This is a genomic window from Rhodococcus sp. FH8 (assembly GCF_019266085.1).
GTDB classification, from domain to species: Bacteria; Actinomycetota; Actinomycetes; order Mycobacteriales; family Mycobacteriaceae; genus Rhodococcus_F; species Rhodococcus_F qingshengii.
Genome location: NZ_LPNQ01000065.1, coordinates 98331 through 115783, shown reverse-complemented (window position 1 = coordinate 115783; position 17453 = coordinate 98331). Strand labels below are relative to the sequence as shown.

12 protein-coding genes and 1 pseudogene are annotated in these 17453 nt (G+C 59.4%); 3 read left to right on the top strand and 10 right to left on the bottom strand.

Going from position 1 to position 17453, the window contains the following annotated elements; translation table 11 throughout:
• Positions 1-22 precede the first annotated feature (22 nt).
• From ATN38_RS33200 to ATN38_RS14895, 6 genes and pseudogenes are all read right to left on the bottom strand, one after another.
• Positions 23-313, bottom strand: a pseudogene (locus tag ATN38_RS33200) (glycosyltransferase); the annotation flags it as partial.
• On the bottom strand, positions 310-1278 hold the full coding sequence (locus tag ATN38_RS14915) for a glycosyltransferase (RefSeq protein WP_256931899.1): 969 nt from the start codon (positions 1276-1278) through the stop codon (positions 310-312). The pseudogene ATN38_RS33200 and the gene ATN38_RS14915, both read right to left, overlap by 4 nt.
• 77 nt (positions 1279-1355) lie before the next feature.
• Positions 1356-2678, bottom strand: coding sequence for an O-antigen ligase (locus ATN38_RS14910; protein WP_218748174.1), 1323 nt, complete (start codon positions 2676-2678; stop codon positions 1356-1358).
• A gap of 1 nt (position 2679) precedes the next feature.
• The gene (locus tag ATN38_RS14905; RefSeq protein WP_231916139.1) at positions 2680-3831 is read right to left on the bottom strand and encodes a polysaccharide pyruvyl transferase family protein; all 1152 of its coding nucleotides are present in this window, start codon (positions 3829-3831) and stop codon (positions 2680-2682) included.
• Positions 3803-4900, bottom strand: a complete 1098-nt coding sequence (locus tag ATN38_RS14900) for a glycosyltransferase (RefSeq protein ID WP_218748290.1) — start codon at positions 4898-4900, stop codon at positions 3803-3805. Before ATN38_RS14900 ends, ATN38_RS14905 begins: the two co-directional genes overlap by 29 nt.
• 150 nt (positions 4901-5050) lie before the next feature.
• On the bottom strand, positions 5051-6571 hold the full coding sequence (locus ATN38_RS14895) for a sugar transferase (protein WP_007726602.1): 1521 nt from the start codon (positions 6569-6571) through the stop codon (positions 5051-5053).
• 872 nt (positions 6572-7443) lie between these two features.
• Between ATN38_RS14895 and ATN38_RS14890 the strand changes: the two genes are divergently transcribed.
• The 3 genes from ATN38_RS14890 (at position 7444) to ATN38_RS14880 (ending at position 10967) form a co-directional block, all read left to right on the top strand.
• A complete protein-coding gene (locus tag ATN38_RS14890) occupies positions 7444-8913 on the top strand; it encodes a hypothetical protein (RefSeq protein ID WP_232508984.1) in 1470 nt (489 codons plus the stop codon).
• Complete coding sequence (locus ATN38_RS14885) at positions 8907-10379, top strand: glycosyltransferase (protein WP_003943718.1); 1473 nt, start codon at positions 8907-8909, stop codon at positions 10377-10379. The genes ATN38_RS14890 and ATN38_RS14885 overlap by 7 nt, the downstream gene beginning before the upstream one ends.
• 261 nt (positions 10380-10640) lie before the next feature.
• Complete coding sequence (locus tag ATN38_RS14880) at positions 10641-10967, top strand: helix-turn-helix transcriptional regulator (protein WP_228232489.1); 327 nt, start codon at positions 10641-10643, stop codon at positions 10965-10967.
• Here the strand turns inward: ATN38_RS14880 and ATN38_RS14875 are convergent.
• The 4 genes from ATN38_RS14875 to ATN38_RS14860 all read right to left on the bottom strand — a co-directional run bounded on the left by ATN38_RS14875 (position 10961) and on the right by ATN38_RS14860 (position 17342).
• Entirely contained in the window at positions 10961-11884 is a 924-nt protein-coding gene (locus tag ATN38_RS14875) for a UTP--glucose-1-phosphate uridylyltransferase (RefSeq protein ID WP_007726597.1), read from the bottom strand. The two genes, ATN38_RS14880 and ATN38_RS14875, sit on opposite strands and share 7 nt — an antisense overlap.
• Positions 11885-12455: 571 nt before the next feature.
• Positions 12456-13604 (bottom strand): beta-mannosidase, encoded by a 1149-nt coding sequence (locus ATN38_RS14870; RefSeq protein WP_218748173.1) that lies wholly within the window; start codon positions 13602-13604, stop codon positions 12456-12458.
• Positions 13605-13650: 46 nt separating this feature from the next.
• Positions 13651-15384 (bottom strand): glycosyltransferase family 39 protein, encoded by a 1734-nt coding sequence (locus ATN38_RS14865; protein WP_218748172.1) that lies wholly within the window; start codon positions 15382-15384, stop codon positions 13651-13653.
• A complete protein-coding gene (locus tag ATN38_RS14860; protein WP_047269044.1) occupies positions 15381-17342 on the bottom strand; it encodes a hypothetical protein in 1962 nt (653 codons plus the stop codon). The genes ATN38_RS14865 and ATN38_RS14860 overlap by 4 nt, the downstream gene beginning before the upstream one ends.
• Between the last annotated feature and the right edge of the window lie 111 nt (positions 17343-17453).

Genomic DNA, 17453 nt, shown 5'->3' with positions numbered 1-17453 from the left:
GATCTCGAGAGACTCTCTCCAGAACGTCACATGAATGGAACACGTCGGACGAGTGCATGAACCACAGCAACTCGCCACTCGCCAGTTCCGCACCGATGTTCATTGCGTCATAGCGACCGCTGTCGAGGCCTGTGTTCCACACTAACGAATCACCCAACGAATCAAGGTATTCGACAGTTCCATCCGTCGAACCACCATCGATCACGATGTGTTCGACTCCCTGTGCACTCTGAGCCCGGACGCTCTCGATCGTGCGGACCAGCCCCGAAAGATCGTTCCTGGTGATGGTAATGACGGTGACCGATGAAGTCATCGAGAATCCCCTATCGCGAATGCATAGGCGTCGATGAGTGCTGTACGCGAACTCATGACGTCCACTGTTCGGTTGAAATATTGTGTCTTGGCTTGAACAGTCGTTCGGTAGTCCAGGCAGTCGAAGTAATGTGTGACGGCCATTGACAGAGACTCCGCAGTATTGCCAGCGACTGGATAGCCGAGCGAGACCATACTTTTGATGTCACGACTGATCACCGAGACACCGACCGCGGCGGCTTCCGCAGCGGAAATCGGAGCGCCCTCCCAGGCCGCAGTATGGAGATACAGCGAACTGGCGCGCACTTCATCCAGCACCTGTTCAGCTGGAATCCAGCCCGTCACCCGAACCCCGGATTCCACGAGAATTTCTTTCAACCCGGCTTCGCCGTCTCCTACCCACACGAACTCGAACCTGCTCGACAGCCTTGCTGCAATATCGGCGAACAGTTGGGGATCCTTTTGGGGAAATATCCTTCCCACCATCACTACTCGGCTTCTTTCAGCCGATGCTTCCGCTGTCCGAGGGCTGCTTGCGCGCAAATATGCGCCGTGATCGGTCGGGGATACATTGCCGACCACGATGGAGGTGGAGGAGTTCGACAACTCCGTAGTCAACTCGGCTTCTCGTCCACTCACGGCAACAACGCACTGACGCCGAATCGAGAGTAGCCCACGCTCAACGGACTTGTAGAGTACCCGCGCCAGGGGACTGACGTCGGTGCGCTCGAATGCGTAACAGTGTGGGGTGTATACGATTCCAGCTCGGTGCCCCGGGATGATCCGGGCGAGACCGGCAAGACTGGAATGCAGGTGGAGAACATCGAAATCTCCCCGGCGCACCATACGAATCGCGGACAGCAAAAGTGCGGCCAAACTTCCAGGTACCAATGTCACGCTGAGTTCGGAGGGGAAATTGTATGTGCTCTGCCCGGCCCGTTCGCGAGCAATCACGCAGTGATGCATTTCTGGCGTCAACGCCTGATAGTTCAAGATCGCGGTGCTTACACCTCCTCCGAGCGCTTCCGTGACATGCAGAACTTTCATCGCGCACCATCCCTCGTCAGGCCGGCATCAACATGTGAGCTTCGAATATCTTCCATCGCAAGGTCTTCCGTCTCCGAAGTATCAACTGGTCTTTTCCGCATACCCGAGGAGCACAAGAGAAGAATGAGAGGGCACAGGAAGGGAAGCAGACCGGTTCGATACGGTTGGATGGGCGCCTCCAGAAATCCCACAGCGACCGTAGTTACGATCAGCGCCCATGCCAAGTATCGATTTTCCACGTCAGTGGTCAGCAACGCCCAGGCCGCAGCGACGACAAGCACGGCAATTCCGAGAAACCCGACGGCAACGCCGAGTTCTAACCAAATGTTGTGCGCGGCATAGTTGGAGGAGAAGCGATACGCGTTATGCTCCGTCCAATAGTTCGCGCCGTGACCAACATTCGGACTCTCCGAAATCAGCTCCTTCGCCCTCATCCACAAAGCACCGCGATAGGTGTAATCGCGGAGCCCGTAAACTCGGAACACTGGCACAAAAGAAATCACCAACGCAACCATCGCAGCTGCCAGAGCCACAACCCGCGACATGCGGTTTCCGATACCGAGGACTACGAGGTAGCCGAGAACCAGACCGATCATCGCTGTTCGACTGCCAGAAATTTCGATCACGATGAGGCTCGCCAGTCCAACCGCCGCAACTGTGATCCAGTGTTGCCGATGCACGGCAACGACGCTCAGCAGTGCGACACACAGCCCCAGGAAGTTGCCATTGCCTGTGATCGATGACGTGAGCACTTGGCCCGCCACAGTGCACTTGTCCAACCGACAGGTCTCGACCACAGCCTCAGGCCAGACGACGAAAACCACAGCCATGCTCAGACAAAGCGCAAGCAGACCCTGGTAACAAAGACGGGGCCAGTTCAGTACGTCAACCGAGAGCGCGCGGCACCACAGGAGCGTAGGCACAATCATGAATATCGCTCCGACGACACCGATGTCCACGACCCCGAAGATGAGGATCGGCATGATCGCCACCGCCATGACCAGTATCGCGGGGATATAGGGGAATGAATCTCGGGACCCGAGAGAGGCGATGAAAATCGCGATTCCGATGACAATCGAAGGCACGTAGGAGATCACGAAGACCGCGGAGCCAGAAACTGGAAGGTATAGGGCAAGGACGCTACCTAACACCGCCTTGAAAAGGACCGGCCATACCACCGATACCCAAAACCAGATCCCGATCAGCCCGCTTCTGGTACCTGTTGAGGTTTGACGGCGGGTTGGCAACACCGTCACCCCACGTACACGTGCGATCAGCAAGAGAAAAACACTGGCAAACAACAGGAACGAGAGGTTCATGTCATTGGCCAGCCGTCGGCAGGTGGCATGGCACAGCCAGGGAGCCGAGTAGGCGTTCCCTCTGGGACGCGACGGCCTCGATGCGTGAATCGATCAGGCGCCAGTAAGTGGCTGGATCGTCTCGTATCGATTCCACCGCGTCGAGAACGCGAGTTGCCGAAGTCCGTCGGGCATCGAGAACGTACTGTTCCAACCCCAGATCATGAAATGCTCCCCATGATTTTCGTTCGTAGCCCAGGTGCACACTCGGCTTTCCGGCGAGCAATGCAGACAACGATCCATGCAGGCGTGTACTGACAACGACGCGATTCTCCGCGCTCTCCAGATAGTGCTGCAATGGCTTTGGGGTTCCCGAGGAGTATTTGACGGTGAGTGGAGTGTCATTGTTTCCGCCACCGGTGGACTGAATCGCCCATACAACATGATCTGACCGAGCCAAGTCGGACAGAGTGTTCTCGTAGGATCCAGGGCGGGACAGCTCACGTGCCACGACTACCGGGCCATGCGTGATCTCGATAGTACGAGGTGTACGGACCTCCGCCATCTTGAGAACCGCCAGATCCGAGATTCGTTCGACATTGGTCAGGTCGGCGAACAATTCCCGTGATCGATCGTCACGAACGAGCACCTGATCCATCGCCTTCAGTGAACTCGCGATACGCCGACGGAGAATGTTCGGGAACGGACCGATACTCTGCGGCAGATAGATCTTGCGCGCACGACTTCGTGCGGCAAGATCGAGTTGACCGAAATGCGCCCCCGCAGTTTTCAGGGCCTCGGAAACGGACGAACCCCGAAGGTATCCGCCCCCGACAGCGACTATCAAATCCGCTTGCTCGAACAGTATCCTGACAGGTGCCGGCCCGCCGGTGACGGTACTGGCCAGCATGGAAACACGTACGGATGCCTTCTTTTTCGGGTTCGGAATCCATGCCGACGTCCACTGATGAAACTTGACATGATTCGCGATCGGATGGTGGCGGAACGATTCGGCATCAGTGGCAATCACGTCGACGACAGAATCCGGCCACACCGATCTCAGCAATTCGAGTGTTTCCTCCACCAGCAACCGGTCGCCGGAGTTTTGAGCACTGTATGCGTGAATGACCAGGATGCGCGGGTGGTCACGATTGTATTCGGGCAACGATCTCACTCCTGGTCGTCATGGTTCGGGACGCCTGCAAACCCATTGAATAGGCGAAATCTCGGTACTCGTCACTCGATACGACGCCGAGGGCGGACCGAAGGCTGGCCGCGCCGGTAAATGTGAGCACCGGCCCGGAGGTTCGCAGATCCTCGAATGCAGGTAGATGGGCAGCAACAACCGGCCGGCCGCGCGCCCACGCCTCCCATACGAACACAGGGTTGAGTTCGTTTCGGCTGGGCATAAATGCCGCGTCTGACCAATCCAGATAGGGCACAACGTCATCGACGCGTCCTACTAGTTCCACCGTATGCGAAGAAGGCTTCGTATTGCCGAACCGCCGTTTCAGGTCTTCTTCTTCCGGTCCTGATCCCAAGATCTTTATTTCACACGGAATCTCGATATCTGACAGCAGTTCGGGAATACGATCGAAGCCCTTCTGCTTGGATAGACGGCCACAGGCCACGAGCCGTAGAGGTGCCTCCGAAGATTCACGACGAATGGTTTCTCTCGAGTCAACTCGGATCAAGTTCGGCTCGTAAACAAGCCGAGCGTGCGGTCCGTAACGTCGTTGACGAATCTGACTCACGGCTGATTCCGAAGGCGCGGTGATCAGCTTTGCGTGCCGAAGTGCTTTACGAACGAGCATGTTCTCGACCAGGGAGAAAACGCCAGTTTCATCCGCACTCGGCAACTGATGGAAGGTCGCAATCAGCTCACTCGGAAGACGTTTGAGCAAACTCGAAACGCCTAGTGCGACATGGCTACCCCTCATCAGTGAATAGACCACATCCGAATGCTGTAGATGTGTTGCTATGGCACGACTGGCTCCGACCAGTCCGCCAGGACTCCTTGGATAGTCGAGCATGACGAACTCGTCTGCGAGGTCCGCAACCTCGTTGAAGTCGCGGCAGCCTGCAAACAAAGTGACCACGGTCGTATGTGTGTCGGTAAGCCCGCGCAATAACCCGCACAATGATTTCTGTGCACCCCCACCTTCCAACCAGGGCGCCACAACAAGCAACGACTTCAACTTTGGCGGTTCCGACACAAACTTCTCCTGGTCAATTTGCTCCATCACTTCCCAACATCGCCTTGAGCGCCTTCGCGACGATCGTGTTCTCGCTCGCCATCGACCAGTTGTCGACGTACGAAAGATCAAGGGGAGCTATGCCTTTCCACCGAGAACGTCACGAACTGAAGTCGGTCCCGAATCCGCATTCACGTCTCAGTACGCACCGTCACTGGCCAACACCGCTTTCAACGTTTTGCCGACGATCAATACATCACCCATCAGCGACCAGTTGTCGACGTACGAAAGGTCCAGTCGTACAGTCTCTTCCCAAGAAAGGTCCGATCGTCCACTGACCTGCCACAATCCTGTGATCCCCGGCTTGACAAGAAGTCGGCGACTGACAGTTCCGTCGTAGGCCTCGACCTCGCGGCGAAGCGGAGGCCTGGGGCCGACCACGCTCATCTCGCGCCGAAGAACATTGACGAACTGTGGCAGCTCGTCAATCGAGTAACGGCGCAAGAAGCGCCCGACCGGTGTAACGCGCGGGTCGTCGCGCATCTTGAAGAGCACACCGGCGCCGTCGTTCTGGGCCATCAACGACTCCACCTGTGAGTCTGCGTTCTGGACCATCGAACGGAACTTGAGCATCGGGAATGGTTTGCCGTCCAGTCCCATTCGCTCCGCTCGATACAACACCGGGCCCGGGCTCGAGAGCTTGACCGCCAGAGCCGCGGCCAGGAGAACAGGTGCAATTGCTGCCAGTAACAATGACGCGAAAATTACGTCGAACGAAGATTTCGCAAAGCGTTGCGCACCATGATATTTCGGGCGCTCGACGCGTATCAAAGGCTGACCGGCCACCGGCCGCATCGACAGGCGCGGCCCCGACACGTCGACGATACTTGGCGCAACGACCAGATCTACGTCCCGCGATTCCAGATCCCAGGCAAGCGCACGGATTCCATCCGAGCCGAGATGTTCGGTTGCCGTCACGGCAACGGTGTCTGCGCCGACCAGTTCCAGCGCTTCGACCACCGATGTCTCACCACCGAGGAGCGGTATGTCACGCCCGTCGACTGCGATGGACTCGTCCGCGCGCCGAAGGAACCCCGGCACACACACTCCGACCACGCGGAAACCGTCTGCGCTACCCCGCTCGAAGTTTCGTGCAAGTTCAGCGCCGGCATCCTTGCTGCCCACCACCAGTACCGATGTGAGGCACTCACCGCGAGTACGCCTTCGCACGATCACCCCACGCCAGAGCCAACGGCTCACCAGTAGCGCGAGAAGGCCGACAGGGAACGCGAATGCGAGGTAGAGCCGGGCGATATCGAGACGAAGCAGAAGGCTTACTATCGCAATGACGCCGAACAATCTCATCGCGGACACCAGGATTCGCCGATACTCCTCAGGACCGCTTCCGATCACACTCGCAGATCTGGTCCTGAATATCTGCAACGTCGCCAGCCACGCGATCACCACGCCGATCGACAAGCCGGTGTAGCTGAACTGCCCGAGCTCACGAGCGTCGACGGCGGTCGGCGCGGCGCCGAATCGAAGCCACTGCGCAGCCGAAACCGCCGCTACGACAATCAGCGAATCCGTCACTGCCAGAGCACGTATGTATCGATGCTGCCACGCAGCACGCGAGGAAAACTCCGCACGGGAGTCCGGCACGATGCGCGGACGCCGATACCCGAGCGACGGCGCCATGGACATGTCCAATGCCGACATCTGACCAACCTTCCCGTTTGCGAGCCGCCAGGCCCCGACCGTTCTTCGGAATTTCCCGTTTGCACCCGAATGCTTCAGGCACAGCTAGAGATGGAGAAGAGCAAATGTTCCGCTTAGGTATCGGCAACATTGCAACTCGATAATCCGGAGGCATTGCACGTGCCGCGTGAGTACTATGAGAACATCTCCAAGGCCGGAGTTCAATTCGAATAATGTTGCAGGTCAAGACTCTAACCGGCAATTTTTCCTCCGAGCGCACACCCAAAGAATGTTGGACGATCGTTCACGTTCGATCGTCGCAATGCCACGGTGCTATTTACGCTGTAGTTACCATTCGGTAGCTATAGTTCAGCTATTCAGTAGATCCGCGGAAACGTCCAGGGCTTAGGTCCCGTCTACCGCAATAGCTCACAAAGCGGACATTGCCTCTCGCTGCTGACCACAGTTCTTTCGCATGGGTAACTGGACCCGAATCCACACAACCGAGAACCGTCCCTGCACGCCGGGGACCTATGTCCCCGTAGGTCGAATCCGCTGGACCTGATTGAACTTTCTGCAATCCGAAAGTGAATTGCCCTTCGATATGGAGTAATTCGGCAGACCCGAAATCTCGTCATGCCATCCGGCCGACGCAGACACGCGCTGGGTACCGAAAAAAAGATTTCAAACTTCCCACTATGTGAGATGTGAGCACGTGAAACCTTCCGGCCGGACTGCTCGGAGATTGGCGCTTCGACATGGCGAGGGCGATATGTCTCGATCAAGTAATGTCTGCATATGGCGCCGGACCGATGGCGATGGTCGGCAGTCCCTAGCGGTGCGCAGCCTCGAATCGCACGCAGATGTCGGGTAGCAAGCGAATGGAACTGGAAATGTTGAAGATTCGTGAGATCCGCTCCGAGTCCGGGATCATTCCTCGACTCGCAGTGCGGTGGTTGATGATCGCGCTCGCCACGATCTTTGCATTTTGGCCCACCTGGACCAAGCTTTGGCAGAGCACTGCCAGCGGAACTGCCATCGGCTACGTCTTCGCTCTACCGCTCTTGTGCCTGGTTGCAGCCGTCGGAACAGACTTGAGGCGCGGCCCGGAGCTTCCGATTCACGATCGTGAGACCGACAAGATAGTCGGCTGCATCGGTCTCTTCGTCGCGTTGGGACTTCAAGCGCTCCTGCTACCGCGTTTCGCCGAGACCTACGAACTGATGCATATCGACGTCATCGCAGCCTGGGTATTCGTCTGGAGCGCAGCGGTTCTGATGTTCGGCCTCCGTCCGGTCAATCGGTACTGGGCAATCTGGGTGGTCCCGATCATCTTGGCGCCGCTGCATTACCGCGCCATCGCGACCGAAATGGGCGGGACTCGTTTCGACTACAGCGTCCTCATGGTGCTTGTCGCGTCTGCCGCGACCACGATCGCCGTCAGTAGAACGTGGAGGCGAGGGGCGATCGCCTTCGTCGCCGCAACGGTGCTCGGTGTGGTGATTCTCTACTTCACGATTCAGAAGTATCCCACTGCTCCGCTTTTCGCCGTGCAGTTGTTTCCGGCACTCGGAACCGCAATCGTCGTCGGCGGCGCCTTCTATCTGTACGAACGCCGGGGTAAGTCGCTCAAACCGTTCGACCGACCACTCCGAAAGCCTTCGACAGCCACAAGCAACTGGACCATCCTCGCGGTGTTTGCCGCCGCAGTGCTGATGTTCTTCACGCCGCTGCCATCGACAAGTTTGACCGTCAACGTCGGTCCGCCCCCGGCTACTGCGGATCCTCGACTTGTAGTTCCGCTGGGCTGGCATCAGATTGGAGCATCCGAATACGACTGGCCCCGTCGCTACTTCGGCAGCACCTCCGAACTGAGTCGTCAGACCATTCGGGCCGACACTCCGAATCCCGCTTGGGACTCACAGATGCGGCCTCGCACGGTACAGATTGACGTCGTCCAGGTCCGTCGACCCTCCACGCTCGCCGTGTATCCCAGCAAGACCACCTACGACCTGGAGAACGCGAGAGTCAGCCCGACGGTCACGCTGGAGCTGCCGCACGGGATCGTCGCCGAGATGTACACGATCGTCGACGACGCTCTCCTTCTCACATGGAGCAATCTCAATTTCGTCTGGACGCGGGGCGACGGAGCCGCGCAACGAGTCAGCCTGATCAGCGTCGACAATCACGAACCCGACGCCTACTTCCCCGAACCGAAGCCGTCGATGGCGTCCAACGGTAGCAATACCCTCGCCGTTCTACTGCGTGGTGAAACCTCGACCGAAGACACCGAATCCGAGTACAAGGACCTGGACATGCTCGAAGCACTCGCTCGACTACTCGTGGAGGCTCAGACGTGGTGAACGAAAACCGCAGCCAGTCCAACAGTGTCGTGGTCAGCGGTGACCCGGATACAGCGGAGTACCGCGAGGCCGCCCTGCACGATGCAGTGAACGGTCTACGCGAGCGCCATCCGATCTCATCCGCCTCCGTGGCCTTCTATCCGTGGCAGCGAAATACGTTGTTGGCAGGCTTTGCGCTAGTCGTCGTCAGCCTCGTGTTCTTCCTCGTCCCGACTCTCATCGCGCTGACATTGATCTGCACCATTGGATACATCTGGGCGATGGTCGACCGTCTGATCTTGTTCACGAGGGGTCTCGATGCGTCCTCGATCATGACGATCAGTGACGAAGAGGCACTTGCTCTTTCATACGACGACCTTCCCACCTATACCATTCTGGTCCCCGCATACAACGAGCCTGAAGTCGTCGGCGACCTCATCGCAGCCATGCGAGCGATCGAGTATCCGGCAGACAAGATGCAAGTCCTTCTCCTACTGGAGGAGGACGACGCCGTCACTATCGAAGCTGCACTTGCCGCCGGTGTGGACGAGGTCGTCAGCATTCTGAAGGTGCCCGCGGCCGATCCACGAACCAAACCGAAAGCATGCAACTACGGTCTGCATTTCTCGACGGGCGAGATCGTCACGATCTACGACGCCGAGGATTCCCCCGACCCACTCCAATTACGTCGAGTAGTCGCAACTTTCGCGAAACTTCCCGAGAACACTGCTTGTGTTCAGGCCAAACTTGCATTCCACAACGGAACTCAGAACCTGTTGACCGCGTGGTTCACCGCCGATTACGCGCTGTGGTTCAGCTTCATCCTTCCTGGATTGATGCGGAGCAATTCACCGATTCCTCTCGGCGGCACCTCGAATCACCTACGCCGTAGCGTCCTCGACGAGATCGGGGCGTGGGATCCTTTCAATGTCACGGAGGATGCGGACCTCGGCGTGCGGATTGCAGAGAGCGGATATCGCACCGCGGTCTTGAATTCCACCACGCTCGAAGAAGCCAACAGTGACACGATCAACTGGATCAGACAGCGCTCGCGTTGGTACAAGGGCTATTTGCAGACGTGGCTCGTCCACATGCGCCAACCCGTCAAATTATGGCGAGGATTGGGTCCGATCGGCTTTCTCCGATTCACGATTCTCATGGCCGGCACACCTTTGGTCGCCACTTTGAACATGGTGTTCTGGCTCATCAGTCTGGACTGGATTCTCGGACAACCTGAAGTGATCCACCAGGTCTTCCCCAACTATGTCTATTTCCCCGCGTTGATCTCTCTGGCATTCGGTAATGCCGCTGTTCTCTACATGAACCTCGTGGCGTGCCGAGAAACGCGAAACGCGATGCTCCTCCTCGCCTGTCTGACTGCTCCGTTGTATTGGGTGCTGATGAGCATCGCGGCGATCAAGGGGACCTACCAATTGATTCGCAACCCGTCCTACTGGGAAAAAACCTTCCACGGTCTGAACACGTGACAACGCAACCCTCACGTTCTACACAGGTGTGAGTTATGTCTACTGATCCGCCTCACCCACAATTTCACCCGATTTCGGGTTTCACCGGAAAACGCACAGCTAGATGGTTGCGGTAAACACACAATCCAGTCACAAAACTTAACTACCGGTACGCGAGAACTGCGGTGATTGGTTGCCGAATGATCACAGATCAGCCGTCGAGCGCCTTACATGTCGAGACGGCGCTGGCTTACCGCGCAGCACTCAGGCACTATGACCGGTATGAGCGGTTTTTCGGAATGGGTGAAGCATCAACTGGAACTTCGCCAAGAAACTGACGTAGCCGATGCTGCGCGTGCGCTGGGAATACGCCCCTCCGAGCTCGGTCGGTGGCTGTCCGCGAAACGCCCCCCCACGCAGGACACGATCAGAACTGCTTGCCGCGTCTTCGACGTCCACGTCCAGGAAATTCTTGTCGCGGCGGGCTACATGACACCTGACGAGTCGGGTCTGGACGACAAGCCGATTTCGCTGTCGTCGCTCAGCACGCAAGATCTCCTCGATGAGCTGGCGAGACGCTCCGCGTCGCATAGCCTTGCAAGTCAGTAGGTCAGCTGCGGATCCGGCTGATCCAATCGTTCCTTGAGCCAGACTCGCAACTCCGGTCCGTACTCGGTGCGACTGAGCGCATGGTCGAGAGATGCTCGCAGAAAGCCTCCCGGGTTACCAAGATCGTGGCGGGTTCCGTGATGGACGACGACGTGAACCGGATGCCCCTCCGCGATCAACAGCGCTATCGCATCCGTCAGTTGTAGTTCGCCACCCTGCCCGGGTGAGATTCGTCTGAGCGCGTCGAACACGGCGCGATCGAGAAGGTATCGTCCGGCCGCGGCGAGAGTGGACGGAGCATCCTCAGGAGCCGGCTTCTCAACCATGCCGATGACGGCAAGCACATCGGGATCGCTGCCCTCCACAGGTGTTTGGACGTCGAATACTCCGTAGGCCCCAACACGATCGGGCGCGACGTCGAACGCGCACAGCACAGAACCACCACGCTCGGCACGTACCTTCGCCATCGCGTCGAGAATGCCGCAGGGGTGGACCAGATCGTCGGGAAGCAGCACCGCGAACGAGTCCTCGTCCGCATCCAGCACCGATTCGACCAGACCGACAGCGTGTCCCAATCCCAGCGGAGACTCTTGCACAACCGGCTCCACCGAGATCAGGCCCGGAGCCCGACGCACACGTTCGAGTAGATGGTGCTTCCCGCTGGCGGCGAGCTTGCCCTCGAGCACCAGGTCCTCGACGAAATGCCCGACGACCGATGCCTTGCCCGGCGCAGTGACGATCACCAGACGTTCCGCGCCTGCTTGCGCCGCTTCGCTGGCGACCAGCTCGATCCCGGGTGTATCGACCACGGGGAGCAACTCTTTCGGAACCGTCTTGGTGGCCGGGAGGAAACGAGTCCCCATTCCGGCAGCCGGAACCACAGCAGTCTTGAAAGGCCGTTCAGCGCACCCAGTCATCGTTCACCTCTCCGCTCACGCGATGTTTCACACACTTACCGTTACGCGCATGCAGCGGTCGTCCCCTCATTTCGACGACCGAAGCTCACACCGCATGTACAGCCTGCGCACAAGGTCTACCGGGCGGCCGATGCCGCCGCAAGTTGACTCGAACTCGGAATTCGTTGCGCGCGAGAGCTACACACCACCCCTCGATGTCACTTCCGCGAGGGGCGCGCCGCACTCCGCGCACTACCCGTTACTGCGGCGAACGGTTGTGATCGTATTTCGACGTTGACCACGGCGGGACGTAGCAACTGACCAAAGAGACAGGTACGACACAACTTCCGAACTCAGCGCCTCAACCGGACCGTCCCCAGCCGACCCGGACGTAGGTCCTGGAGGCGTCGCATCGATGGTCCCGTGCGACTTCACCAGCCTTCAAGTTCGGTTATCCACAGGTGAATGCCACTGAATACCATTGAATACGAACGAAATACGATCATCACGCCGCAACACCAGGTTCAGGTTGTTATCAAATCGTGACCATACTCCCACTGGGCGGAACTCCCAGTGGACTACTCGCAGTGTCCTAACTTGCCGGTGAAGCAATCATGTCGAAGAGTGGATCGTCAGGCCCGATATCCATTGTGCATTCGTTCGGCCGTGGATCCGGCACGAAGGCCCACAGGAGAGCTCCGGCCGTACCGGCCACCTTCTGCCCCGTCAGCTTCGTCTCGATATTCGTGGCTCGGGTCGCCAGTGATTCACAACTGCCTGCCAATTCGCCTGTCTCGGCGACCAACAACGGCTTCGAGACGTTCGAGGCCTGTTCGATGCGACGCGCCAGTCCGTTCCACTGGTCGCCCGGAAGCGGAACCCCGTCTGCTCCGTAGTCGTGATACTGCAGAACGTCGACGAAGTTGGACTCGCTCACGTACTGGTAGTCGTCACCCGCAGTGCCGCACTGACCGCCCCCGACGTATCCGGCCGTGATCAGGGTGTTCGGATCGATCGCCCGAAGTTCGGCGCCTGCCGTGTCGAAGAACTCCCGCAACACCTGCGCGGAATCAGACGGGCACGTTCTTGTCCACCAATTGCAGGCGGCATCGGTACACAGGCTCGGTTCCGGCTCCCCCACCAATTCCCACGCCGCGACGGAAGGCTCGTTCTTCCAACGGTCGACGGCGGTGTGCATCCAGTCCTGGAAGCTCATGGTGGCTCGACCTGGGATCAGGTTCGCGACCTTCCACTCGTCGGTGTACCAGTCCTTGGATTTGAACAGCCCGTCATCACACCCGCTGTCCTGGGGTGAGAGCACCGGAATCGTGAACTGGTTGTGTCGCGCCGCAGCGTCGAACACCGCGTCCATCGGGCCGAAATCCATCTCCCCGGACACCTTGTTCACCGCGAGCGCCTGGAACGCGTTAAAACGCGTGACGGAGTTCGGTGGCAGAGAACCGAAGTAGGCATCGAGATCGACCATGGCGCCACAGCCGAAGTTCACCGACCAATCAGTGGCCAGTTGATAAGCATTCAGCCCGGTAGGCCACCATGGTTGTCCGTCGAGCGTCAGTCCGCTCGACGACGCTCCCACCCGAACCGTCTTGGGCGAATCGGCAACCACCGGCGTCGTGAACATTCCTGTCACCACCGCGACGGTTGCGAAGCTGACTACAGCGGCAGCGATGCGGCGACGCACTGTGCCACGCACACGCGGACGCACTTCTTCAGAAGACATCTACAACCATCCACGTCATACGGACAATCCTCCCACACGAATTGCCTCATCGACCCGTTTGCCGTTCACCGGTGACGCGATACAAACGCCAGGCCGAAGGGTCCATGCCGCCGTCGTTGGGAACCTCGAGTACCAGCGCTCCCACACCGCCGGCCCCGGTGTCGTACATCGTCGGATAACGCCGATTGACCGCGTCCGACACACCGCGACCGGTGTTCGGCACCGACAGGATGTATTCGACGTGATGTTCGGCGGGGTTGTTCAGTACGCGCACGAAGTCCGCATCGGAAGGCACGACGAATTGCCGAGGGTTGTTCGACGACGCCACGACGGCATAGCTCTGCACGGTGTCGAGCAGAACCGACCCCTCCGGCAAAGTCAAGTCATCCAGGTACCTGGCGATGCGACGCTCGGCCGCAAACGTGCGCAGATTCGTCTGCTCCTCCAGGTTCTGCCGGCCCGGAATGATCGCACTGGCAATGGAATGCTCGAGCACTGCGATCCGCGCATTGCCCATCGCGACAAACGTGACCAGCGTCGACCCGACCAGCAAGCACAGAGAGATCACAAGGGGCAGAGATGGCCCCGACTGCTCGGGGTACGTCGATACCGAGCGTGACGCAGCAGCCCCCGGTCGACGCGTGACGACCGGCGCACCGCGAGGTGCGATCAGGACGACCAACACGAAACACAGCGGAATGATCGAAATGTAGAAGCGCAGAAGGGGAAACGTCGATCCCATCACGTAGAGCAAGGTTTGGGCACCGAGGATGGCGCCGAACAACACAAGAGGCACGACCACTTCGGTGTCGCGCCGCCGAAGTGCGTAGATGATTGCAAGGACCGCGAGCACCGGGAGCGCCGGGCCGAGTACGGCCATTTCGGTAATCGAGAACGCAAGACGGGCGATCGGTGAGTCGGTTCCGGCACCAGCCTGCTCCAGGATGGAACTGTTCCCGTAGACCGACGAGAACTGTTGGAACGCTTGACCTGTGATGAGCCAACTGGCAAACGACCACAAGGCGAAGGCAAGGAATCCCGGCATCAGCACTACGGCACCGTCGAGGGCTGCTGCCCAGAGCCGCAAGCCAGGCCCCGCGCCCTCGCCGCGCTCCTCAGCAGTCGGACGGAAACGAAGCCAACTCACCACGGTCACCAGCACCACCGCGACGAACAGCGGGGCCAATGCGTCGTATCTGGTGAGGTACGCCAGAGCGAAAGCGAGGCCGGCACCGATGAGGTCGTGTACGTCGTCGCTTCGCATCCACCGAATCAACCGACGTGTCGCCCACAGAACGAAGAAGAGGAACGGAGCTTCGCTCATTCCGCTCGCCGCGTACATGACGATCATCGGGTTGACAGCGAACAGCACGGTCAGGACGACGGTGACCCATCGCGCACACCCACGGTCGCGGCTGATCCCACGTACCTGAATCACAGCACCAGCCATGAAGGCCGCGGACATCACGACCGCAGTGATGTTCCACCGCAGCAGATCCGGCCACCAATGACCCATCAGGCCCATCGGAATCTGGACTGCCGCCGTCAACGGGGTGAACACGAACCCGATCGCCGCGAAGTGCGGATCACGGCTGAGCAGCATCGCCGACACCGCGGCGACGCGGCTCAGCGAATCGGTGAAGATGAACCCGATACCCGCGTTCATCCACACGCCCAACGCGGTGTAGATCGCGAAGAGCGCGACGAACATCCGCCATGGCTTGCGGCCCGGTAGATTGTGGACCGCGACGGACAGGGCCGGGCGATCGGTGACGGTCACTGTCCGCGACGCCGAGCCACGAGCACACCACCGACGGCAACAGCGATCAGAACCACGGTCCCGAATCCGATCCAGCCGATCGTGACCGCGCTCAGTCCGGTCTCCTCTTCGGCCGAGGTCGCGGTGCCCAACGGGGCGACGTTGACTCCGACATCGAAAGGCTCACCTCCCCGAGGCGCGACCAGGAGATCGCCGGTCAGTTCTGCGAACCGGTCCTTCCCACTTTCCAACCAGTTGAGCAGACCGTCGGCATCGGCCGCATCACCCTCAGAGGTCAGCGCCACCACTTCGTTGTGCGAACCCGAAACCACCTGCAAGGCACCGTATTGTCCACCGAATTCCAGACCCTGCAAGCGCAGGAGCCCTTGATCTGCTGTGTCCATGGGTAGGGCCACCGGAGTGGGGAGCGTCCCGTCCGCCGCGATCAACAACGCCGGCAGAGAACTGGTCGCCGCGTCGCCGAACGGGAGCACACGCGGTTGCAGCGGCAGATAGCTCAACCGCTGCATCGCCACAACGAGGCGCTGCGCTCGAACGAGATCTGCGAAATCACCGTGACTCAAACCGACATCGAGTGTGGGCAGCATCGACTGCGGTAATGCCTGGAAGCCTCCAGGCGTCGGCGGGAATCCGGTAGTGGACGTGATGGTGCTTGCCGGATCGACAGTGAGCGAAGACGGGCTACTGGTGCCGCATTGGAAGTCGCCGGTCACATCCATCGAGACCTCGAAGGTCAGGTCGCGACGCAGGAGTTCGTTCGGAACATCGACGCCGATGTCGAAGCGCCCTGTCTCGTTCACCGTCTGCGAAGCAAGCCGTGAGTCCCCCAGCGAAATCGACAGTTCTCCGTTGCGTGAATTCGGCAGCGGTACATAGGATCCGATCATTCGGATCGACACGTCCTTCATCGGACGCCCCAGTTGCGACTGGCTGAACGGGACGTCGACCTCGATGTGATTGAGACCGGAAGCCGTCATCGTTCCGAGCTTCAGCTCACCGACGGTGATGGCGTCCTGGGAAATCTGGGCAACTGTGTTGTCCGGTGACGCGAGCGCCCTGCTCGCCGCCCAGTAGCCGTCGAAGTTCGCCGCCAACAGACTGACCTGAGGAACGAGGGTCTTGTCGTCCCCTGAAATTCGCAGCACTGGTGCACCATTCGGAGCAGTCGCGAGATCGATCCCGGCGTCCCCACTGTTGCCGAGCACTACAGCTCTCTCGAACAGTCCCGGCTCAACGGACGGCAGACTCTGGCCGTTCGGCAGTTGCTCCACCACCACGGCGTCAGGCTGACTTCCGTACTTGTTGACAATCGCTGCACTCAGCTGCAGAGCCGCACTCTGCTGTGACCGTGACGAACCATCCGTGACGTAGATGGTTGCCTTCCTCAAAATCGGCGGAAAGAAGGTTGCAACAGTCGTGGGCTGCTGCTCGGCACCGTCGTAGGTGACAAAGGCGTCCCGGAGCGCAAGGGGCTGGTATCTCGTTCGGTCGTAGCAGCGGTCGTCGACGGGAACGAGGTGAGCGATCATCGACACGGTCACGCTCCGGTCGACCACTTCGAGACCTTGCAACGGAACCGAAATCGGTAGGCCGGTTCCGGCCTGCCCGGCGTCGAAGTCGACGCGGCTCACCAATCTGCCGTCCGCAGTCACTTCGAGCCAACCCCTACTGAAGTCGGTCGGGGCGGTCAGGATTCCGGTCACGGCTGTTGCGGTGAGTCCGTCCGGCACCGGCACGGTCACCAAGACGGGTGCGTCATCGGAGGAGAACACGATGTCTGTTCCTCGTCCGAGTTCGGTGAAGGAGATCGGAGTTGTGGCTGCGGCGGCCACCGAAGTATCTGCGTCGTCCTCGAAATCCTGGGCGGAGGCGACACTGCCGAGCGGAAGCAACAAAGTGACCGCGACAGCCACCGGCATTGCCAGCGCGCGCGTCAGCCAGGTTCGAGAGTGGCCCATCAGCGTGTCTCCTCGACATTTCTTGTTTCCGCGCAATCACCAAACACAAATCACGAGTAGCAATCTCGCCAGTTCGCGACGGTCGCAGGTCCGATCGCACCGTTACGGACA

Bases quoted from the DNA above. Each gene is read 5' to 3' on its own strand.
- ATN38_RS14915 (WP_256931899.1), bottom strand. From the start codon at position 1,278: ATGCATCACTGCGTGATTGCTCGCGAACGGGCCGGGCAGAGCACATAC.
- ATN38_RS14910 (WP_218748174.1), bottom strand. From the start codon at position 2,678: ATGAACCTCTCGTTCCTGTTGTTTGCCAGTGTTTTTCTCTTGCTGATC.
- ATN38_RS14900 (WP_218748290.1), bottom strand. From the start codon at position 4,900: ATGGAGCAAATTGACCAGGAGAAGTTTGTGTCGGAACCGCCAAAGTTG.
- ATN38_RS14895 (WP_007726602.1), bottom strand. From the start codon at position 6,571: ATGTCGGCATTGGACATGTCCATGGCGCCGTCGCTCGGGTATCGGCGT.
- ATN38_RS14890 (WP_232508984.1), top strand. From the start codon at position 7,444: ATGTTGAAGATTCGTGAGATCCGCTCCGAGTCCGGGATCATTCCTCGA.
- ATN38_RS14880 (WP_228232489.1), top strand. From the start codon at position 10,641: ATGAGCGGTTTTTCGGAATGGGTGAAGCATCAACTGGAACTTCGCCAA.
- ATN38_RS14875 (WP_007726597.1), bottom strand. From the start codon at position 11,884: ATGACTGGGTGCGCTGAACGGCCTTTCAAGACTGCTGTGGTTCCGGCT.
- ATN38_RS14870 (WP_218748173.1), bottom strand. From the start codon at position 13,604: ATGTCTTCTGAAGAAGTGCGTCCGCGTGTGCGTGGCACAGTGCGTCGC.
- ATN38_RS14860 (WP_047269044.1), bottom strand. From the start codon at position 17,342: ATGGGCCACTCTCGAACCTGGCTGACGCGCGCGCTGGCAATGCCGGTG.